This is a genomic window from Vibrio sp., assembly GCF_984391705.1.
In genome coordinates this window covers 23,975-45,067 of the sequence record NZ_CFHWOM010000034.1, presented here as the reverse complement: position 1 = coordinate 45,067, position 21,093 = coordinate 23,975, and the positions used below count along the sequence as shown (strand labels likewise).

The 21,093-nt window shown below is 45.0% G+C and carries 18 protein-coding genes; 2 read left to right on the top strand and 16 right to left on the bottom strand.

Annotated features, from left to right (window positions below; all coding sequences use genetic code 11):
• Nucleotides 1-31 precede the first annotated feature (31 nt).
• Together relA and rlmD are read right to left on the bottom strand one after the other, a co-directional pair.
• A complete protein-coding gene (relA, locus tag AC4MRV_RS15460; protein WP_491188223.1) occupies nucleotides 32-2,251 on the bottom strand; it encodes a GTP diphosphokinase in 2,220 nt (739 codons plus the stop codon).
• A gap of 69 nt (nucleotides 2,252-2,320) precedes the next feature.
• The gene (rlmD, locus tag AC4MRV_RS15455; RefSeq protein ID WP_491188222.1) at nucleotides 2,321-3,640 is read right to left on the bottom strand and encodes a 23S rRNA (uracil(1939)-C(5))-methyltransferase RlmD; all 1,320 of its coding nucleotides are present in this window, start codon (nucleotides 3,638-3,640) and stop codon (nucleotides 2,321-2,323) included.
• A gap of 162 nt (nucleotides 3,641-3,802) precedes the next feature.
• Here rlmD and barA point away from each other — a divergent pair, with 162 nt between their 5' ends.
• Nucleotides 3,803-6,595, top strand: coding sequence for a two-component sensor histidine kinase BarA (gene barA, locus AC4MRV_RS15450; protein WP_491188221.1), 2,793 nt, complete (start codon nucleotides 3,803-3,805; stop codon nucleotides 6,593-6,595).
• 24 nt (nucleotides 6,596-6,619) lie between these two features.
• Here barA and AC4MRV_RS15445 read toward each other — a convergent pair whose 3' ends face one another.
• From AC4MRV_RS15445 to rpoE, 14 genes are all read right to left on the bottom strand, one after another.
• A complete protein-coding gene (locus AC4MRV_RS15445) occupies nucleotides 6,620-7,870 on the bottom strand; it encodes a diguanylate cyclase domain-containing protein (protein ID WP_491188220.1) in 1,251 nt (416 codons plus the stop codon).
• A complete protein-coding gene (locus tag AC4MRV_RS15440) occupies nucleotides 7,863-8,273 on the bottom strand; it encodes a hypothetical protein (RefSeq protein WP_491188219.1) in 411 nt (136 codons plus the stop codon). Before AC4MRV_RS15440 ends, AC4MRV_RS15445 begins: the two co-directional genes overlap by 8 nt.
• 9 nt (nucleotides 8,274-8,282) lie before the next feature.
• Nucleotides 8,283-9,572 carry a hypothetical protein gene (locus tag AC4MRV_RS15435; protein ID WP_491188218.1) on the bottom strand — a complete coding sequence of 430 codons (1,290 nt, stop codon included), beginning with the start codon at nucleotides 9,570-9,572 and terminating at the stop codon, nucleotides 8,283-8,285.
• Between the two features lie 144 nt (nucleotides 9,573-9,716).
• On the bottom strand, nucleotides 9,717-10,097 hold the full coding sequence (gene acpS / locus AC4MRV_RS15430; RefSeq protein ID WP_491188217.1) for a holo-ACP synthase: 381 nt from the start codon (nucleotides 10,095-10,097) through the stop codon (nucleotides 9,717-9,719).
• A gap of 3 nt (nucleotides 10,098-10,100) precedes the next feature.
• The gene (gene pdxJ, locus AC4MRV_RS15425) at nucleotides 10,101-10,832 is read right to left on the bottom strand and encodes a pyridoxine 5'-phosphate synthase (protein WP_491188216.1); all 732 of its coding nucleotides are present in this window, start codon (nucleotides 10,830-10,832) and stop codon (nucleotides 10,101-10,103) included.
• The gene (gene recO, locus AC4MRV_RS15420) at nucleotides 10,829-11,554 is read right to left on the bottom strand and encodes a DNA repair protein RecO (RefSeq protein WP_491188215.1); all 726 of its coding nucleotides are present in this window, start codon (nucleotides 11,552-11,554) and stop codon (nucleotides 10,829-10,831) included. Before recO ends, pdxJ begins: the two co-directional genes overlap by 4 nt.
• A gap of 83 nt (nucleotides 11,555-11,637) precedes the next feature.
• Nucleotides 11,638-12,615: a GTPase Era gene (era, locus tag AC4MRV_RS15415; RefSeq protein ID WP_491188214.1), complete on the bottom strand. Its 978-nt coding sequence runs from the start codon at nucleotides 12,613-12,615 to the stop codon at nucleotides 11,638-11,640.
• Entirely contained in the window at nucleotides 12,608-13,285 is a 678-nt protein-coding gene (rnc, locus tag AC4MRV_RS15410; protein WP_491188213.1) for a ribonuclease III, read from the bottom strand. Before rnc ends, era begins: the two co-directional genes overlap by 8 nt.
• Before the next feature lie 148 nt (nucleotides 13,286-13,433).
• Nucleotides 13,434-14,330, bottom strand: a complete 897-nt coding sequence (lepB, locus tag AC4MRV_RS15405) for a signal peptidase I (protein WP_491188212.1) — start codon at nucleotides 14,328-14,330, stop codon at nucleotides 13,434-13,436.
• Between the two features lie 104 nt (nucleotides 14,331-14,434).
• Nucleotides 14,435-16,228: a translation elongation factor 4 gene (gene lepA, locus AC4MRV_RS15400; RefSeq protein WP_491188211.1), complete on the bottom strand. Its 1,794-nt coding sequence runs from the start codon at nucleotides 16,226-16,228 to the stop codon at nucleotides 14,435-14,437.
• Nucleotides 16,229-16,366: 138 nt separating this feature from the next.
• Nucleotides 16,367-16,837: a SoxR reducing system RseC family protein gene (locus AC4MRV_RS15395; protein ID WP_491188210.1), complete on the bottom strand. Its 471-nt coding sequence runs from the start codon at nucleotides 16,835-16,837 to the stop codon at nucleotides 16,367-16,369.
• Nucleotides 16,834-17,799 (bottom strand): sigma-E factor regulatory protein RseB, encoded by a 966-nt coding sequence (rseB, locus tag AC4MRV_RS15390; protein ID WP_491188209.1) that lies wholly within the window; start codon nucleotides 17,797-17,799, stop codon nucleotides 16,834-16,836. Before rseB ends, AC4MRV_RS15395 begins: the two co-directional genes overlap by 4 nt.
• Complete coding sequence (locus AC4MRV_RS15385; protein ID WP_491188208.1) at nucleotides 17,796-18,443, bottom strand: RseA family anti-sigma factor; 648 nt, start codon at nucleotides 18,441-18,443, stop codon at nucleotides 17,796-17,798. Before AC4MRV_RS15385 ends, rseB begins: the two co-directional genes overlap by 4 nt.
• Before the next feature lie 14 nt (nucleotides 18,444-18,457).
• Complete coding sequence (gene rpoE / locus AC4MRV_RS15380; protein WP_491188207.1) at nucleotides 18,458-19,036, bottom strand: RNA polymerase sigma factor RpoE; 579 nt, start codon at nucleotides 19,034-19,036, stop codon at nucleotides 18,458-18,460.
• Nucleotides 19,037-19,472: 436 nt separating this feature from the next.
• Between rpoE and nadB the strand changes: the two genes are divergently transcribed.
• Nucleotides 19,473-21,086 (top strand): L-aspartate oxidase, encoded by a 1,614-nt coding sequence (gene nadB / locus AC4MRV_RS15375; protein ID WP_491188206.1) that lies wholly within the window; start codon nucleotides 19,473-19,475, stop codon nucleotides 21,084-21,086.
• The last annotated feature ends 7 nt before the right edge of the window (nucleotides 21,087-21,093 follow it).

Sequence of the window (21,093 nt, the reverse complement as noted above, 5' to 3'; positions counted from 1 at the left end):
CGCAGTAAAAGTGACAAGTACGACGTGAAAGTTAGCCTAAGCGCTTCACCGACATGACATCCTTAATCTGCTCAACGCGCTTTGACACTCGTTGTAGTACTTCAATGTTGGTAACTTCTAGGTCAAAGTCCATGATTGATAGCTGCTTACGATAATCAACTCGGCTCTTCATGCTAGTGACTTTGATCTTCTCGTTTGCAAACAACGTGGTGATGTCTTTGAGTAAACCGCCTCGCTCCATTGCTTCAACTCGAACAGTTAAGATATATGAGCCGACGAAACCGCTGCCCCATACAGTGTCGATGATACGTTCGGGAGCATGGTGGCGAAGCTCTTCTAGTTGCTCACAGTCCGCACGGTGAACAGAAATACCTCGGCCTTGAGTAATATAGCCTGCAATCTCATCACCTGGAATTGGTTGACAACAACGTGCCAAATGGGTCATTAGGTTATCAACGCCTTCAACCACTACCGCATCTTTTTTAGGACGACTTTGAACAGGTGCTTTGTTTTCAGCTTCTTGCAACTTCTCAAGCGCTTGTTGATCTTCCTCTTCTGCAGTTGGCTTATTCACCAGCGCATTGATGTGGTTAATGATTTGGTTAATGCGTAAATCGCCGCTACCGACACCCACATAAAGCTCATCTGGCGTATTCATATTGAAACGCTTGAGACCATATTGCTCAGCATCTTTTAGCGTTGCACCAATCTTTGTGAGCTCTTGCTCTAGGATCTCACGACCCGCTTCAAGATTCTTCTCACGGCTCTGTTTACGGAACCAAGCATTGATCTTGGCACGAGCACGGCCTGAAGTGACAAAGCCAGTCGAAGGGTTTAACCAATCGCGCGACGGGTTCGGCTCTTTGGAGGTGATAATTTCTACCTGGTCACCCATTTGCAGCTTATGAGTAAACGGAACAATACGCCCAGCTACTTTCGCACCGATACAACGATGGCCCACCATTGAGTGAATATGGTAAGCAAAATCAAGCGGCGTCGCGCCCATTGGCAGGTCAACAACATCACCGCGTGGCGTAAAGGCATAAACTCGATCGTCGAAGACTTGGCTACGCACTTCGTCGAGCATTTCACCAGAGTCTGACATCTCTTCTTGCCAATCCAGCAGCTTACGTAGCCATGTGATCTTCTCATCATAGCCACTACGACCGCCACCACCTTCTTTGTACTTCCAGTGTGCAGCAACGCCGAGTTCAGAGTCTTCATGCATCTCTTTGGTGCGAATCTGGATCTCGATTGTTTTACCTTCAGGCCCCAATATAACCGTATGAATTGACTGATACCCGTTAGGTTTTGGGTTCGCCACATAGTCATCAAATTCACTAGGCAGGTGCTTGTATTTGGTATGAACTGTACCTAGAGCGGCATAACAGTCTTGCAGTTTGTCAGCAATGATACGCACGGCACGTACGTCAAAGAGCTCGTCAAAAGCGAGACCTTTCTTCTGCATTTTGCGCCAGATACTGTAGATGTGTTTTGGACGACCACTCACTTCTGCATTGATAGAGGAAGCCTTCATTTCTGAAGTTAAGTCATCAACAAAGTCGGTAATATACTGCTCACGAACAATGCGGCGTTCAGAAAGCTGCTTAGCAATTTGCTTATAGGTATCTGGTTGTTGGTAACGGAATGCGTAGTCTTCCATTTCCCATTTCAGCTGACCGATACCAAGACGGTTCGCTAGCGGCGCATAAATATTGGCACACTCTTTCGCGGCGGCTTGACGAACTTCTTCTGGCGCTTGCTTTACTTCAACAAGGTTAGCAATTCGTTCTGCAAGTTTGATGATGACACAACGGAAATCATCCACCATGGCAAGTAACATTCTGCGGACATTATCCACCTGAGTCGATGCGGCGCTCCCTTCCATTGTGACGTTTAATTGCCCCAACGCTGCCATTTCTTCCACACCATCAATCAATTTGATGGTTTCTTTGCCAAAGTCTTCTTCAAATTTTTCGCGGTCATAGGCACCGCTTGAGACCAATGGAAAAAGCAAGGCAGCCACTAAAGTTGCCTTGTCCATAGAAAGGGTAATTAAGATCTCAATCATTTCTCGGCCACGCCACAATAAAAGCGGGCCTTGATCATTGCCTTGTAAAATGGTTTCACATTGGCGGTACACCTCTTTGAGACGTTTCGCCACATTTGCGTCCTGATTTAGGCTCGCAATCCATTTATCTAGCTCAAACTGTTCGTCTTGGTTCAAATGTGCGCTTCTTACCGCAACCATCTTTTTCGTCCTAGTTTTTAGTTTTTCTTCGACTTATCCCAGAGTCTGACTCACTTTATGGTAATAAGTTTAATCCTTAACAAAAAGCGCCATGGATTCTAGGTGACTGGTATGTGGAAACATATCCAGCATGCCTAACTTTTTCAGTTGGAAACCCTGATTTAGCAAGCTTTGTGAGTCTCTTGCTAGGGTAGCAGGATTACAGGAAACATAAACGACTCTCGAAGCACCAAGGCCAGAAAGTTGATCTACGATACCACTCGCTCCTGCTCGCGCTGGATCGAGTAGTATTTTATCAAATTTTTCGCTCGCCCAGGGCTGACCAGACATATCTTGTTCCAAATTGGCTTGGAAGAATCGCGCGTTATCCAATTGATTGAGCTTAGCATTAGACGTTGCCTTCTCAACCATTGCATCGACGCCTTCCACACCAACTACATCACGCACTTGATTCGCCATTGGTAAACTGAAGTTACCCAAGCCACAAAAGAGATCTAGCACACGATCATTAGCGTTCAAATCAAGCCAGTTCAGTGCCTGAACAACCATCTGCTGGTTCACGCGTTGATTCACTTGAATAAAGTTGTTTGGCTCAAATGGGATCGTTGCTCCCGCCTCTAAATAATGAGCCTGCTCGCCTATCACGCGCTCCAGAACATCGCTTTGCGGCATGAGATATAGACTCACATTGTGTTCATTCGCAAAAGTTTCCAATGCCGCCCGATCTTGCTCTTCAAGCGGCTTCATATGGCGCAAAACAATCACTCGAGTATTATCACCTTTCACCAATTCTAAATGACCTAAAGCCTCTTGATGACGAAACGTTTTTAGTAACTCGAACAATGGTGGCATCAACTCATTTAAGCCACTATCAAGCACTGGGCAATCAACAACATTAACGATGTCTTTGCTTTGCTTTTTACGAAAACCGAACTGTAGCTGACGTAATTTCTTATCCAACATCAGGCTCACACGGGCCCGTCGGCGATAACCTAACGACTCGCCCACCAAGGGAGCATCTAACGACGCAGTCTGACCAGAGAACTTTTTCATTAACTGCGACAGTGTTTGTTGTTTGTGTTGTTGCTGCTTTTCAATGTCGAGGTGCTGCATATTACAACCACCGCACTCTTGATAGTGCGGACAAAACGGCTTAATACGCTCGGCACTTTTATTCTGAATCTTAATAAGATTCGCGCGGGCGTATTTGCTTTTACTCTCAGTAAGCTGAACCAGTACTTGTTCTCCTGGTAGCGCCCCTTCAATAAAAATAGGCTTTTTGTTTTGATAGGCGATCCCGGCACCGTGATGATCAAGTTTCTCGACCAAAACGGATTGGTGCTTTGTGTTGAATTGAGTTTTCTTCTTCGGTTGGAAAAAACGCGCCATGCTCTATGCCTATTTAAATTGCTCGAATTGCTGTTCAGGTTCCACCTTTTGTGCCTGAATCATTGTGTGAGCTGACCGAGTTGATTATGCTTAAGGATTCGGCAGTCTCATCTTTATATTGCGACTATTTTCCCATATCCACACCACGATGTTTAGACAATAATGACAAGATATGGCTTACGTGCCCGCGTTATTACCCTAACCTTAGCGCCGACGCTGATTATCGGGTTACTTCTGAGTGCTTTTTTCTCTTTCAACCGATATCACGACCTTGAACTTCAAGTGTACAACTCAGGCTTAAATATTATTGAACCTTTGGCCATCGCCAGTGAAGATGGCCTTAAGAATAATAGTCGAGAGTCCGTACGGCGCATCATCAGCTACGCGCATCGTAAAAACTCTAAGTTTGTTCGTAGTATTGCGGTATTCGACTACAACCACGAGTTGTTTGTCACCTCGAACTTCCACCCTAACTTTGAGTCTTTGACCTACCCTAAGAATGAACCTATTCCACTGTTAGGTAGCTCGGTACTCAATGAAAACACCTTGATTATGCGCGCGCCCGTTATTGCTGAATCTGGTTTGATTGCCACAAGTCGCGGTAAAGAAAATACACCTGCACTGGGTTACGTCGCTGTCGAGCTCGATTTATCATCACTGCGCTTACAACAATATCAAGAGGTATTTTCTGCAGTATTAGTCCTATTAATTGGCCTCGGGCTGTCTGCCGTATTCGCTTATCGGTTGATGTATGACGTAACCCGCCCAATTTCGCATATGAAAAACATGGTCGACCGTATTCGTCGCGGCCACCTCGACGTTCGTATTGAAGGCAAAATGCATGGTGAGCTAGATTCGCTAAAAAACGGTATCAACGCGATGGCAGTTTCATTGTCTGAGTACCATGTCGAGATGCAACATAGTATTGACCAAGCAACATCAGACTTACGTGAAACGTTAGAACAGTTAGAAATTCAAAACGTTGAACTTGATATCGCCAAAAAACGAGCTCAAGAAGCAGCGCGCGTAAAATCCGAGTTCTTGGCAAATATGTCCCACGAGCTTCGTACACCACTGAATGGCGTGATTGGCTTTACTCGCCAAATGCTAAAAACTAAGCTGACGAACAGCCAAACCGATTATCTGCAAACCATTGAGAAATCAGCGACCAATCTACTCAATATCATCAATGATATCCTTGATTTCTCAAAACTAGAGGCAGGTAAGCTTGCACTAGAGAATATTCCATTTGATTTCCAAGAGTCTCTAGAAGAGGTCGTCAGCCTACAAGCCACCAGCGCTCACGAGAAAGGACTCGAGCTGACCTTGAAGATCGATCCTAAGATCCCTGCAGGCTTGGTTGGTGACTCACTACGTATTCAACAAGTTCTTACCAACTTAGTCGGTAACTCAATTAAGTTTACGGAACACGGCAACATAGATATCAGCGTCGAAATGCGTTCTCAGAAAGACGATGTTGTCGAGCTGCAGTTTATGGTTCGAGACACAGGGATCGGCATTTCCGAACGTCAACAAGCTCAGCTTTTCCAAGCCTTTAGTCAGGCTGATGCAAGTATCTCACGTCGCTACGGGGGGACGGGCCTTGGCCTAGTTATCACCCAAAAACTCGTTAGCCAAATGGGCGGTGAAATTAGCTTAACCAGCCGCCTCCACCAAGGTTCTACGTTCTGGTTCACTCTACGTTTGAATGCGACAGATATGCCAGTCACCGAGATGATTGAAACCGATAGTCTTAAACAACGCTCATTACTGCTAGTTGAGCCAAACATGCAAGCGGCATCGGTTACGCAGCAGCTGTTAGTACAGGCGGGGCTCATGGTCACATACCGCTCCAGCCTGCCAGATGAAGTCGAGCAGTTCGATTACGTGCTGTTAAATCTAGCAACAAATAAAGAGCACAAAACGACAGCCGTCGAGCTTCAAGTTGAGCAAGCTCTGCGCTGCGCATCACACGTTGTTGTCGGTGTTCCGAGTACAACGTTGGCCCTGTCTGATCATTTGATACAGTCCTACCCTGTCCACTGTATCACCAAGCCTCTATCTCGCAGGCGTCTGCTGCAAACACTGTCTGCAAATCAAGAGAGCTTGCCATTAATTGAATCAAGCATTGCGATTCACAATGAAACTCTACCGCTCACTGTCATGGCAGTGGATGACAACCCAGCTAACCTCAAATTGATTAGTGCGCTGCTGCAAGAGCGTGTAGAAAAAGTGATCACTTGTACTAATGGCGTAGATGCGGTGAGGCAAGCGGAAGTAAACCATTTCGATATTATCTTGATGGATATTCAAATGCCTCAGATGGACGGGGTGACCGCTTGTGAAAAAATAAAACAAACAGAGCTTAATGCCAACACACCTGTGATTGCAGTAACCGCTCATGCGATGAGTGGCGAGCGCGACCGCTTACTGAATGCAGGTATGGATGACTACCTAACCAAGCCGATAGAAGAGCATGTGTTGCAGCAAGTGCTGATGCACTGGAGTCCGCAAACAACAGATGATCAATTGGAAAAACTCGACCTCTCTAGCCAACCAGATCCTGTTGAGCACAACCAAGCTGAAACAGCGCCGCACTCGAATATGATCATTGATTGGCAAGCTGCACTCAAACAGTCCGCGAACAAGGAAGATCTTGCGAAAGATATGCTTCAAATGCTGATTGACTATATTCCGGAAGTAGAGGCCATTGTCGAAGGTGCCTTAGAGGACGATCATTTTGACACTGAGCAGTTAATCCATCATATCCACAAACTCCACGGCAGCAGCTCATACTGTGGAGTACCTAGATTGAAAGGCATCTGTGCAACCATTGAAAAAGAGTTACGTTCGGGAGTTGAAATCGAAGAGATCGAACCCGAATTATTCGAACTTCAAGACGAAATGGAGAAGGTCGTTGCAAGTGCACAGCCTTATTTAGGCACGAGCTCTTAGTCACAATAGAGGCTCATGCCCGACTTATCCGTCTGCGTGAGCCTTATATTCCCCTTGGTAAAAATGATAGCTGTTTTTACCTTCCTGCTTGACTCGATACATCGCTTGGTCAGCCCTGTGCAGGAGTTTCTCGATTACAATGCCTTTACTTGGCTGAATTGCTATACCGATACTACATCCCACATTAATCGAGTGCCCATTGTACATAGAGGGAAGGTTGGCTAACTCAATCGCTTCTTTAGCGATACGAGCTAGCAATTCGTGGTCATTTTGCTGCAACACTAAGTAAATAACGAATTCATCTCCCCCAATGCGACCTACCACTCCAGGGATATTACTTTTCGCTTGTAAATCGGAAAAGCGGCTCGCGATTTCAGTTAAGATTAGATCTCCTGCCGCATGACCGTGAGTATCGTTGACGGATTTAAAACCATCAAGATCAACCAGCAGCAATGCAATCGCCTGGCTAGAACGTGATGCTTGTTCGATGTACTTCTCACAACCAAGACGATTCTTCAATCCAGTTAAGGTGTCTTGTTCGGCCATGTTTCGGTAGTAGTGCTCCCAGTGCTCAATTTGAGAGCGAAGCTCTCTCTCACGCTCAATCGCCTGGCGGGAGTTCTCAATGAAGGTATTAACACTATGGATCACAACGCCTAGTTCATTATTCTTGTTCTCAAGATCAATGGGAATGGTCTTTGGATCCTCAGGCGTCGCACTATACATAGCATCAGATAACTCCGCTAGCGGCTGACCGACAATACGCTTAAACACCATAATCAAAGCAATTACCGTCACCAGAAACTGGATTAAGATAAACATGACCTGGTTGAACACTTGTGACAAAGTGGTCTGCTGTAAGGCAGAATGATTATTGTGAATATAAAGTGTCCCTAAAGGTTCACCATTAGTCGGAGAGTAAAGACGATATTTGTTGGCGTGTCCCCAAGGGTCTTTCTCCTCCAGAGTCATATGATTCGATGCAAATGAAACACCATCATCGCTCTCTAAACGCACAGCATCTATTTCTTTATGCAGTAATAAGGCTGATATGACTTCATCGGCGATTTCGGCATTATTAACATACAAAGCGATCGCTGCTGAACCCGATAAGGAAAGAACGAGTTTTTGCTCTAACTCTTTATGATCTCTATCCGCTTGTGCAAAACCAACCGGAATCATAATCACCAAAATAAGAACCAAATAAGTTAGTGCCAAAATAGTGATTATTTTTAGCAACTTATTTGAGAGCGAGTTCAGCTTAGGTCTATTCATTGATTTGTAGCGCTACCTTAACCCCTGAACCTTCAGGAGGCTTTTCCATCATGTAGCCAATTGCCTGTGGGTTCTCAGCGAGTTTCTCTAGCAGCACCTGATTCGAACTCACCTCCTCGGGAGCCCGCATACTGCCGGAAAATTTAAGCTTAGCCCAATACGCATTGACCTGGCTCTCACTCATATTGGTTACTGTTTCAAAAAAGCGTTTCCTGTCTTCTCCAGTGCGGTCAAGAACCTGATCAATATAGGTAGAGCCCAACACTTTTTTTCGTCCTAAGTAAACGTCTGCAATGTCATCTTCAGCGAAGACTGCAATCGGGCTATTTTCGTTTACAACAATGTAAAAGTCCGCATGAGCGTGACTTGCAATAAGCAATAAGGAGAGGCTTACAATTCTCATCTCAGCCTCCTAAAAAATAAAGTTCATGTTAAGACTGAACATTTGGACATCAGTGGATTTACTTATGTTTTCCACTGAAGAGACCCAAAGTCCGTAGCCATATGGATTGATCTTAACGTGATCCACTTGCGCTTTTACCGCAATGTAAGGAGACACATCCCACCGAACACCCAGCGAGTAGGTTGACTGATCTATTCGTACTGAATTAATGCCGGCCATCGCTCCCTGTTGAAGCAACGCGACTTCGGGACCAGCAACGCTCCAATCTTCTTCTAACTTAAAACGAGAGGTACTTGGCTTGAATCGACCATACATGATGTAAGGAGTAAAGCTATCAAATGTATGACCTAGCAAAGCATAACCACCACTCCCTTGAGGGATGGAGTCTTTTTTTGCATCAATACTGAAGAGCTCACTTTGAAACGTCCATTGACCGTCAAAATAGATAGCCGCAGCTTGGAGGTAACTGACTTGCTCTTCTTCAAGAACAAAAGAGTCATAAGCATACAGCGCTTCTGCACCTATGCTTGGAAAGAATGCGTTAATTGCGGGGTTACTTGCTATGCCATTGAGGCCACTTTGCAGAGCCTCAATTTGATTACCATGATTCACCGTCAAAGATCCAATGTAGGCGTAAGACAATTGCCACTTCCACGCATCTTTGTCGACTTCAAACGAAGCACTAAAAACGTTATCTAAGTCTGTCGAATACTCTTCATTTGTAACGGGAACCTCACCCATTTCTTGATTGCGCCCGTACTCAAATGTCGCTTTCCAATTGAAGTGTTCATTGTTTGAGTAATAGGTGGCTCCAATGCCATCAAGAGAGTTGAAAACAATGCCCCCATAAAGTTCTTGAGGAGGACGGACCCATAAATGTGCATAGTCGATATGACGACTATCTGCGGCCGCGTATGCGCTTACACCAATGCGACCAGCGCGAAAATCCCAACTAGCATTAGGCGAGTAACGAATAAAAGCAAACTCAGTGAGCTCATCTAAATCGTATGACACACCCTGATCTAGGAGAAATTGCGTGGTAAAAGACCATTGTCGATTGATCGCGCCATCTAATTGAACGCCTATATTGGAGTCGACAGTAAAGGAGCCGTTTTTATCAATCTCTGTGGTATGAGTAATATCTCGGCGATAAGCTAAATCATCTTCATTCTCGTACGCATAACCTAAAGTACCAAATCCTGAAAATGAGAAGTCCACTGCATGAGAGAAAAATGGCAAACCCGCCAAACTTAATGCCAAAGTACCACGGGTGATAAACTTGTAAAATTGGTTAGGCATAGACGAATGTCCTTGTGTCTAAACGCTAGGTTGCTAATTTATAATTCTTATTTATATTTACAAGTATACCAATAACCAACGAAAGTGTTACGAGCGGAACGCGAAAATACTGCTTTGAACAAAAAAAAAGCGACCTAAGGTCGCTTATTGTTCAAAAACTACCGTTGCGACTGCATAATGTCGCTCGTCCGATATAGACAAATGGATGTACCGAACTCCTTTCGCTTTAGCAATTTCTTCGGCTTTATTACTCAATGTCAGAATGGGAGCACCATACTGATCATTGGTAATATTGAAGTCATGAAAGGTCACACCTAGCGCAATTCCTGTTCCTAATGCTTTTGATGCCGCCTCTTTGGCAGCAAAGCGCTTAGCTAAAAAGCGCCCTTGTTGCTTAAGAGTTTTAAAGCGCTCAAATTCACTATCAGTCAAAATACGCCGTGCAAATGGTTCACCAGACCGAGCAAGCGCTTTTTCTACGCGCTCGATCTCAGCAATGTCAGTGCCTAAACCTACAATTGCCATTAATTACTTACGCGCTAAAACCATTTGCGCTTTCATATCCGCAACCGCTTTGTGCAAACCATCAAACGCAGCACGGCCGATAATCGAATGGCCGATGTTCAGCTCATAGATTTCTGGAATTGCCGCAATCGCAGCCACATTATGGTAAGTCAAACCGTGGCCAGCGTTTACTGTAATGCCAAGATCTGCTGCGTAGCTTGCACCTGCCGCAATCTTCTTCAGTTCGTCTTGTTGATCTTCTTCCGTTTCAGCATCCGCGTAGTGACCAGTATGTAGCTCAATAAATGGCGCACCACATGCTTTCGCCGCGTCAATCTGTTCGCGGTCTGCATCAATAAAGAGTGAGACTTTAATACCTGCTGCCGTTAGTTTTTGCGTCGCTGCTTTCACCTTGTCCAGTTGACCAACAACATCCAAGCCACCTTCAGTCGTTAGCTCTTCACGCTTCTCTGGCACCAAACATACGTATTCAGGTTGAGTATTCAGGGCAATTTCTACCATTTCATCGGTAACAGCCATCTCAAGGTTCATACGAGTCTGAATCGTTTCACGTAAAATGCGTACATCTCTATCATTGATATGGCGGCGGTCTTCACGTAGGTGAATCGTAATACCATCCGCTCCTGCTCGCTCAGCTACCTCAGCTGCATGAACAGGATCTGGGTATTTAGTGCCACGTGCATTACGTAGTGTCGCGATATGGTCGATATTTACACCTAGGTAGATTGAGCTCATTTTCCAATACTCCGTGCTCTGGGAATCATCGTAAGAAACAATTCCCTGCTTTTTAATGGTTTGCCGCCAAGATACGGCTTTAGGGCTATACGTGTAAAGCGTTTTGCCGCTTTAAGTTGTTCTTTTGTGGTGAACCTGCGTTCGCTGATTGCGATAAGCTCATCACCTCGAAAGGTCAGATTGTCGTAGCGAACCGAAGCAATAAAGCCTTTCTGCTCTCGATAACGATAGGTCATGGTTGGCTCAATCGGCTCCCCGCTTCCTGCGCAATGAAGAAAGTCGACGCCATAACCTAATGCTGACAACATCGCTAATTCAAAACGTCGTAACGCAGGCTCAGGATTGTCGCATTGCGCAAGCTCTGTCAATGCATGTAAATAATCGTGAAACAAAGCTGGCATCGGCACTTCCGCCATCAATACACGACCAATTAGCTCATTGACGTACATACCCGAGTAAAGATTGATACCAGTCAGTGGCAAACCTAAACTGATAGGCTCTGCTTGGCGCAATGTTTTCATCGAGCCATTTCCCGACCACTTCAGCAGGAGAGGGGTAAATGGCTGTAACGCCCCTTTTAAATTAGAGCGCTTACTGCGTGCACCTTTTGACATCAAAGTGACACGACCATACTCCTCACTGAACACATCAAGAATTAGACTCGATTCGCTGTAAGGGCGACGGTGTAAAACAAAGCAACGCTGTAAACCTTCTGAAGACATATCACCTTCTAAGCATAAAAAAGGAGCCTAAAGGCCCCTTTTACTAACTCTAACTCGGAGCGAAGCGTAATGCCTCTAACTCGTTATAAGTCGTCAATGTAGCCCAATGAGCGGAGTGCTCGCTCATCATCAGCCCAACCAGATTTAACTTTAACCCAAGTCTCTAGATAAACCTTACGACCGAACAACTCTTCCATATCGAGGCGAGCCTCACGGCCAATCGTTTTGATCTTCTCACCACCTTTACCAATCACCATCTTTTTCTGGCCACTACGCTCTACCAAGATAAGTGCATTGATATGGAAACCATCGGTCTCTGGATTATAATCGAAACGCTCGATTTCAACCGTCACTGAATAAGGCAGTTCTTCACCAGTGAAACGCATCAGCTTCTCACGAACGATCTCAGAGGCCATAAAGCGTTGAGAACGGTCAGTCACATACTCTTCAGGGAAGTGGTGTGTTGCTTTAGGTAAATGGTCGCGAACATGCTTACGCAGTACATCGATGTTTTTGCCATGCTTAGCCGAGATTGGCACCACATCAACAAACTCCATCTTCTTCGACATCTCCATCATATGCAACATAACGTCATTGCGATCTTGGACGTTATCAACTTTGTTGACACACAATACTACTGGGAAGTTCGATTTCTGCAGTTTAGTCAGAACCATCTCATCATCGGCAGTCCAATGCGTGCCATCCACTAAGAAGAACACAAGGTTTACATCACTTAACGATGAGTTAGCCGCACGGTTCATTAAGCGGTTGATAGCTCGCTTTTCTTCAATATGAAGCCCTGGAGTATCAACAAAAATCGCTTGGTAATCCCCTTCAGTATCCACACCCATAATACGGTGACGGGTAGTCTGAGGTTTACGCGAAGTAATCGAAATCTTCTGACCTAAAATTCGGTTTAAAAGTGTCGATTTACCGACATTTGGGCGCCCAACAATCGCCACAAAACCACAATGTTGGTTCTCTGGTGTGCTTGCTGGTTCATTGTTCGATGAGAAAAACGCATCGATATCAAATTCATTGTTGTCTGTTGAATCAGTCATTGGTCAATTGCTCTAGTGCCAATTCAGCAGCCGCTTGTTCTGCCTTGCGGCGGCTGGTGCCTTTACCAATTACAGGCTGTCCAATACCTGCTACTTCGCACGAAACCGTAAACTCTTGGTTATGTGCTTCACCTTTAATATTAGTCACTGTGTAAGCTGGCAGTGGTTTTCTTCGTCCCTGCAAAAACTCTTGAAGGCGAGTCTTAGGATCTTTTTGAGAAACACCCGGCTTAATTGCTTCAAGGCGCGACTTGTACCAACTCAAGATAATACCGCGCACAACCTCGATATCACTATCTAAATAGATAGCGCCAATGATCGCTTCAACCGCATCAGCTAGAATTGAGTCACGTCGAAAACCGCCGCTTTTCAATTCACCTGGACCTAATTTTAAGTGATCTCCTAGTTCGAATTCACGACCTAGTTCAGCAAGCGTATGACCACGAACAAGTGTTGCGCGCATACGACTCATGTCCCCTTCATTCACTTTTGGGAAACGGTGATAAAGATCATCAGCAATGACAAAACTTAAAATTGAATCGCCCAGAAACTCAAGACGCTCGTTATGTTTTCCATTAGCGCTACGATGCGTCAGCGCTAAGTTGATCAGCTCAGCATCATTAAACTGATAACCAATCTTTTTCTCTAGTTTTGCAATAGGAGAATTCATGCTCTCTCATTCATAATTTCGAATTTTCTAAATAGTGGATTTCAAAGCCAAGCGACAAATAAATCCAGCCCTATGAACATAGAGGCTCTATGTTATTAGGGCTAGGGTTATGCAGTCACAACTCTGTGGTGCCAACTAAGACGAAAATTTAGTTAATACCACCGATGCGGTTAAACCTAACACCAGTTGGAATCCAAGAAGGTAAAATGCTGTCAGCATCACGCTCAAACTCAAAGCTGATCCAGATTGCAACGGCTTTACCAACTAGGTTTGCTTCTGGAACAAAGCCCCAGTAGCGACTGTCAGCACTATTGTCACGGTTATCACCCATCACAAAATACTGACCTTCAGGCACAACCCACTCATTGACACCATTACGAGGCTGATACGCTTCAACACGGTCACGACGAAGTGGATTAACCAAAATCTGATGACCTACTTCCCCCAACTTCTCATCAAGTTGGATCAGAGGAATCCCATTTTGGATAAATTGGCTTTCTTCTACATTCGAGAGTTTCACTGGCTTACAGCTGGTCTCGCCTGGAGACTGAATACAGATTTCTTTTTTGCTGTTGTAACGAACCGTATCACCCGGCAAACCCACAACACGTTTAATGTAATCAATACTAGGCTGTGGTGGGTATTTGAATACCACGGTATCACCACGCTCTGGCTTACCCGTCTCAACAAGTTGAGTACGCCATACTGGATCTTTCAAACCATAAGCATACTTCTCTACTAGAATGAAATCGCCCACCAATAACGTTGGCATCATTGAGCCTGAAGGAATTTGGAACGGTTCGTAGATAAAAGAGCGCAATACGAGCACAGCAGCGATAACCGGGAAAATAGACACACTATTTTCGATCCACCATGGCTGAGTCTTTACTTTTTCAACAACAGCAGCATCTAAACCGTTAGTTTGCGCTTCAACTTCCGCAACTTTCGCTTGACGTTTCTTTGCAAAAACCAGCTTTTCTAACACCCAGACAATACCCGTCACTAAAGTAACAATTACGAGGATGAGTGAAAATGTATTCGCCATTGACTTCCCTTATCTCAAAAATACGAAAGTGAAAGAGCCGAGACCCTTTCACTTATTTTATTATCTAACGTCTTAAGACAGACCGGAGTGAGAGTAGTTCAACTCTAGTCTTTACCAACGTGCAGAATAGCGAGGAATGCTTCTTGAGGAAGCTCTACGTTACCGATCTGCTTCATGCGTTTCTTACCTTCTTTCTGCTTCTTCAGAAGTTTCTTTTTACGGCTCACGTCACCACCGTAACACTTCGCAATTACGTTCTTACGTAGCTGTTTCACTGTTGAGCGAGCGATGATGTGGTTACCGATTGCTGCCTGAATCGCGATATCAAACATCTGACGAGGAATAAACTCTTTCATCTTCTCAACCAGCTGACGACCACGAGTCTGAGACTGATCCTTATGAGTGATCATTGCGAGTGCATCAACGGTGTCGCCGTTAAGAAGGACATCAACACGCACCATGTTCGACGCTTCAAAACGCTGGAAGTTGTAATCAAGTGATGCGTAACCACGAGAGGTCGACTTCAGACGGTCAAAGAAGTCTAGAACTACTTCAGCCATTGGGATGTCGTAAGTTACCGCGACTTGGTTACCGTGGTAAACCATATCAACTTGAACACCACGCTTCTCAACACACAAAGTAATAACATTACCTAGGTATTCTGAAGGTACAAGAATGTTACAGCGGGCAATAGGTTCACGAATTTCTTCGATATCGTTAACCGCTGGTAGCTTAGCAGGGCTATCTACATACAAAATCTTGCCGTTAGTTTCTTCAACTTCGTAGACTACCGTCGGAGCTGTCGTGATTAGGTCTAGGTCATATTCACGTTCTAGACGCTCTTGAATGATTTCCATGTGCAGCATGCCAAGGAAACCACAACGGAAGCCAAAACCTAGAGCTGCAGAGTTTTCTGGCTCATAGAATAGAGAAGCATCATTTAGGCTTAGTTTGCCTAGCGCATCACGGAAGTTTTCGTAGTCATCAGATGATACTGGGAACAAGCCTGCGTATACCTGCGGCTTCACTTTCTTAAAGCCTGGTAGTGGTGTTTCACTGCCATTCTTAGCCATTGTCAGCGTATCACCTACTGGTGCACCCAAAATATCTTTGATACCACAAACCACCCAGCCTACTTCACCAGTACGCAGAACATCAGTATCTACTTGTTTTGGTGTGAAGATACCAAGACGGTCAACACCCCAAACTTGACCTGTGCTCATTACCTTGATCTTATCGTTTTTCTTCAGTTCACCATTCTTGATACGAACTAATGAAACAACACCTAGGTAGTTATCGAACCACGAGTCAATAATTAGCGCTTGTAGCGGAGCTTCAGGATCACCTTCTGGTGCCGGAATCGCAGATACAATGTTTTCTAGAACGTCGTCAACACCGATGCCCGTCTTCGCACTACAGCGCGTAGCTTCCATCGCATCGATACCAACGATTTCTTCAATTTCTTCTGATACACGCTCAGGATCAGCAGCAGGAAGGTCAATCTTGTTTAGGATTGGCACCACTTCTAGATCCATTTCGATCGCAGTGTAACAGTTAGCAAGAGTTTGAGCCTCAACACCCTGACCGGCATCGACAACCAATAGTGCGCCTTCACACGCCGCTAGAGAACGAGATACTTCATAAGCGAAGTCAACGTGTCCAGGGGTGTCGATGAAGTTAAGTTGGTACGTTTCTCCATCTTTTGCTGTGTAGTTAAGCGTCACACTTTGCGACTTGATGGTGATACCGCGCTCACGCTCTAGATCCATGGAGTCAAGAACCTGAGCCGCCATTTCGCGGTCGCTTAGACCACCACAAACTTGGATTAAACGGTCAGATAGGGTCGACTTACCATGGTCGATGTGGGCGATAATCGAAAAGTTACGAATGTGCTTCATGATTTGGTGTGACTAAACTCTTAAAAATTAGGGACAATAGATACTCAGCAATGACTGAATGCTAAGTATAGAAAAGCCGTCATTTGACGGCATTTCGATCAAGTTGGCAGATTCTACCCAATTTCTGAGCGCTTCGCACTAGCTAATTGGCTCACCAAGAACTCTGAGTAGAGTCACTTGCTGGGAAGAATCTCGCTCCAGTTTCGCTGCAAGAGCTTTAGCGAGATAGATACCACTACCTGTAAAGATAGCAGAACTTAAAATTACGACGCCTTCTCCTCCACCGAGAAGAGGGGCAAACCACCAACTTCCGAGCAAAGCTCCGAAGATAAGTGAAAACAAAGGGACGAGATAAACCACCGCAGCAGACTGCAGTAAACTCTTCTCTGGTAAGCCTATTTCGACCACCTGCCCTTCTTTAACAGCCTTCTTGGTGAGTAAATGCCAATGCAGTGATTTATTACCCACTGCTTTAGACACAATCCCAGTACCGCAGCTTTTTTGCGAAGAACAGCTACTACAACTTGTTTGTTGCTCACAGCTCAATTCTACATCGTAACCTTTCGCTGTAGCATGAACAGCCGAAACCGTCGCCAACGCAGTCATCATGGTGTTTTACTCTCAGGCGATGATACCACCACAGATTGAGCGATTCGCTTAGCGGTCGCAGGCGGGATATCCCCAACGACAGATATCTCAATGTTACCATTCACAAAACTGTGAAGTGTTCTACGCCCTTGTCGAACAAGCTGACCTTTAAGTGACAAGTTATCACTGTCAGCAATATACACTGAGAAATTAAACAGCCCATCACTGTACATCTGACTTTCAACCATACGTTCGGTATTAACCATTCGATAACGGTTCAGCTCTTTCGGTTCAAAACCATTTGGTATCCAGTTAACTTGCCAGAAAGACTCTTTCAATTGGCCTTTAGGCAAAGACAGGACCTCTGGCAGTTTCACATTATTTAAACCGCTAAGAATCGTACCAACTTGGTCATTCACGCTGTACGCAATGGTTCGATACTGTTCAAGCACTTCTCCATCTCTATCAAGCAGATCGGCACGCAGAGGTAACTTGCTTTTCTCGTCTACCCATAAGACGTAGGAGTAGCGAAGCCCATCTTTTGGTACTACGCGCAATACCTGACATGCAGCACCAGCTTCTCGCGCTCGGCCAACCTGAATAAAATCGTAAAACTCACTCAACTCTTCGATGTTGGTATTAAGTAGCGGAATAGTCGGTGCGACCATGCTCGAGGAGTCAATCGTAAACGGCTCGACACCTGGCTCGATGTAGCTCACTTCACCACCACGGCGAATCACTTCACGTACCGGACCACTTAAATAAACAAGATGTGCAAGTTGTTTATCGTCAAGACGAGCATGACGATATAGCAAAGGCTCGATGCTGTTCTTCTTAATTAGAATATAAGACAGCTCGTAATTGAGGTGCTGACTTGCTTCGTTCATTTGATGCAACAAAGCCTCTGCGGGCGGTTGCTCCGCAAAGGCTGTGGTTGTATTCAAACTGAACAGTGTCAGCACACTGAACAGAAATTTTCTCATTCAACTACCGTTTCTGGGTGATTACTATCTACAGATTCGTTTTCACTATTTAAACGTAATTGTAGTTCGTAATCCTGTAACATCGCATTGATACGACGACGTTGCTCCTGAATCGTGGTTTGGTTGTTTTGGCTAGAGTGTTCAACAGATTCACGAGTCAAACTCACCGGTTCAGCACTTCCTGCAAATGGAATAGTCTGAAGAACTGGCAACTGATCCGCTTCTGGAGCTGTAGGGTCACTACCACCATACTGTTGTACACCTAGAATCACAGCCAACGATACACACGCTGCTACTGCGACTTGGCCAAATTGGTTTAACCATGCAGGTAACTGACGTCGTGCTTGTTGTGGACTCGGCTGAGCCTCTTCAACACGATGCTTGTTTAATTCAACCACACCCTCTGACGAGGTGAAGGTTGAGTGCACAGGTTCATTCTCTAGCGCTAAAGCTACACTTTCAGCGATATTCCACTCCGGTTGCTCCGGCGCATCACCGCGCATTACATCTCCGATGAGATGGTAATTTTTCCAGGTCTGCAGGCAATCTTGGTCGTGCTCCATATCGGTAATTAGAGCTTTATCGACCAACTCTCCATCCATGAGTGCTGAAAGCTTCTCTTTATCAGCCATTATTTTCACCATTACTATTACTGGTACTAGCGTTGCAAAAGAGGTTGAATTTTCTTCTCAACCGCTTCACGAGCTCGGAAGATACGTGAACGCACCGTTCCGACAGGGCAATCCATAACAGCCGCAATTTCCTCATAACTTAAGCCATCCAGCTCACGTAGCGTCATTGCGGTTTTTAAATCATCTGGTAGTGCTTCAATCGCACTGAAAACTACTTGTTTCAATTCTTTGGACAACGTTAAGTTCTCAGGGTTCGAAATTTCTTTTAATGCACTACCCGTTTCGTAATATTCAGCGTCTTCAGTATCTACATCTTGTGCAGGTGGCCTACGCCCCTGAGCAACAATGTAGTTTTTAGCAGTATTAACTGCGATACGATATAACCAAGTATAAAAGGCACTTTCACCTCGGAAACTAGGAATCGCTCTATACGCCTTAATAAATGCTTCTTGTGCTACGTCTGGCACATCACCAGGGTTATTTACGTAGCGGGAAATAAGGTTACACACCTTGTTTTGGTATTTGGTCACCAACAGGTTGAATGCTTGCTTATCCCCATTCTGAACTCGCTCAATTAAAACTTGATCGGTCAGCTGCTCGTTCATTCGAGCGGGTACTCCTATTGTTATTCGCTCTTATCCTCACAGATATGAGCATTAATTATGCAAAATGTAGTATTGACACCACTGCTTACTAGAGCACTATTGTGACCTAGCAAGAATTAGAAAGTTCAAACTTTCTTCAAACTAATTGTTCAACCAATGATATTGCTAATGTTTGATGGATAAATTGTGAGGATGGCGCATGATAAATGCAACGCAATTTACAAACTATTGACTATAAACTCTATGGCTTGGCTCCATCGGAAGGCTAGTTACTTGGCAATCAGCAAGTGTTACTATGGTGAGCTGAGTCTGAATTTTCAGAACTGACTTTTGCATTTAATAATTGATTGAGAGTGGGATAACTCTTTATTGATGCACTTGGGATCTCAGATATCAAAAAGGCATCGATACTTTAACTCGGGAATTTAAAAGTTTTATGAACGCAAACCGTGAACATCAATGTGATGTGTTAGTGGTGGGTAGTGGCGCAGCCGGTCTATCGTTGGCGTTACGTGTAGCAAAGCATGGCAAAGTGATCGTCCTTAGTAAAGGCCCTCGCAGTGAAGGGGCAACTTACTATGCGCAAGGTGGTATTGCTGCGGTATTTGATGAATCAGACAGTATTGAATCACACGTTCAAGACACCTTAATCGCAGGTGGTGGTATTTGTGAGCAGGAATCTGTTGAATTCATTGCAAAGAATGCCAAAAAGTGTGTCCAATGGTTGATTGATGGCGGAGTACCGTTCGACCGCGAAGAAGATGATAGCGATGAGGAACCGCGCTACCACTTAACCCGCGAAGGTGGGCATAGCCATCGCAGAATCTTACACGCAGCAGACGCTACAGGCATGGCGATGCAGACATCTTTGCAAGATAACGTCAATAACCACCCAAACATTACGGTATTAGAGCGTCATAACGCGTTGGATTTAATAACCGAAGATAAGATCGGTGGAGATGAAAAAAAAGTCATCGGCGCTTACATTTGGAACCGCAATCAAGAGCAAGTCGAAACCGTTCGTGCCAAATTTGTTGTTCTTGCAACAGGCGGAGCCTCTAAAGTCTACCAGTACACGTCTAATCCAGATGTATCATCGGGCGATGGTATCGCTATTGCTTGGCGTGCAGGCTGTCGTGTGGCCAACATGGAATTCAACCAATTCCACCCTACTTGCCTCTTCCACCCTGAAGCAAGAAACTTTCTTCTCACAGAAGCATTACGTGGTGAAGGCGCTTATTTACGCCGTCCTGATGGCTCTCGCTTTATGCCAGATTTTGACGAGCGTGAAGAACTTGCACCACGTGATGTCGTTGCAAGAGCCATTGATTTCGAAATGAAGCGCTTAGGTGCTGATTGCATGTACCTAGATATCAGTCATAAACCTGCAGATTTCATTGAGAAACACTTTCCAACCATCAATATGCGTTTACTGGACCTAGGTATCGATATGACCAAAGAACCTATTCCAGTCGTGCCTGCCGCGCACTATACCTGTGGTGGAGTGATGGTGAATTTCCAAGGCGAGACAGATCTAGCTCAACTCTATGCAATTGGTGAAGTCAGCTACACTGGCTTGCACGGTGCCAATCGTATGGCTTCCAATTCACTATTAGAATGTGTGGTGTATGCTTGGTCAGCGGCTAAAGACATCATCAAAAAACTGGAAGGGGCAGAGCTAGCACCGAGCTTACCTGCTTGGGATGAGAGCCAAGTTAGCTGCTCAGATGAAGAGGTGGTTATTCAGCATAACTGGCATGAACTGCGCCTGTTTATGTGGGACTACATGGGAATTGTTCGCACGGATAAACGCTTAGAGCGAGCATTACGTCGAATTCAGCTCCTTCAACAAGAAACTCATGAGTACTACAGCAACTTTAAAGTCTCTAACAATTTGTTAGAGCTGCGTAACCTCCTACAGGTCGCAGAGTTGATGGTACGCTGTGCGATGGAACGGAAAGAAAGTCGTGGTCTGCACTACACGTTAGATTATCCAGAGCAAGCAAAAGACAGTGGTCCAACTATCTTAGTTCCGGAAAAACTAAAGTAACCTCAGT